Raw genomic sequence first — 1,004 nt, forward strand, 5'->3', positions numbered from 1 at the left:
GTCCCGCTCAACACCCGCTTCAAGGGCGCGGAGGCGGCGTACGTCCTCGGCCGCAGCCGGGCGAAGCTCCTCTTCGTCACCGGCACCTTCCTCGGCACGTCGTACGTGGCGTCACTGCGCCGGGCGGAGGCCGAACTCCCGCACCTGGAGAAGGTGGTGGTGCTGGCCGACACCGCCCCCGACGACTACGTCACCTGGAAGGACTTCCTGGCGGCGGGGGAGGGGGTGTCCGCGGAAGCGGTACGCGCCAGGGCGGGAGCCGTCGCCCCCTCGGACCCCTCCGACATCATCTACACCTCAGGCACCACCGGCCGTCCCAAGGGTGCCGTCATCACCCACGCCCAGACCCTGCGCTGCTACGCGATCTGGAGCGAGCTGGCCGGCCTGCGCGAGGGCGACCGCTATCTGATCGTGAACCCCTTCTTCCACACCTTCGGCTACAAGGCGGGCGTCATCGCCTGCCTGATGCGGGGCGCCACGATGGTCCCGCAGCCGGTGTTCAACGTGGACACCGCCCTGGCCAACATCGCCGCCGAACGGATCTCGGTGCTGCCCGGCCCGCCCACCCTCCACCAGTCCCTGCTGGACCACCCGGCCCGGGACACGCACGATCTCTCCGCCCTCCGCCTGGTGGTGACGGGCGCGGCGGTGGTCCCGCTCAGACTGGTGGAGCGGCTCCGTACGGAACTGCGGATCTCTACGGTCCTCACCGCGTACGGCCTCTCCGAGGCGAGCGGCATCGTCAGCATGTGCCGCCGCGACGATCCGGCGGAGACCGTCGCCTCGACCTCGGGCCGGGCGATCCCCGGCACGGAGATCCGGGTGCTGGCCGACCCCGGCGCCCCCGGCGAGATCCTGGTGCGCGGCTTCCACGTGATGGGCGGCTACTTCGAGGACCCGGAGACCACGGCCGCCGCGATCACCCCGGACGGCTGGCTGCGCACCGGCGACGTCGGCGTACTCGACGAGCACGGCAACCTGAGGATCACCGACCGGATCAAGGC

1 protein-coding gene is annotated in these 1,004 nt (G+C 71.5%); it reads left to right on the top strand.

The window, feature by feature from the left end:
• On the top strand, positions 1-1,004 hold a 1,004-nt coding region (locus ACFWGZ_RS41385; RefSeq protein WP_382457038.1), incomplete at both ends, for an AMP-binding protein.

Source organism: Lentzea sp. NPDC060358 (genome assembly GCF_042725365.1).
Lineage (GTDB): Bacteria > Actinomycetota > Actinomycetes > Mycobacteriales > Pseudonocardiaceae > Lentzea.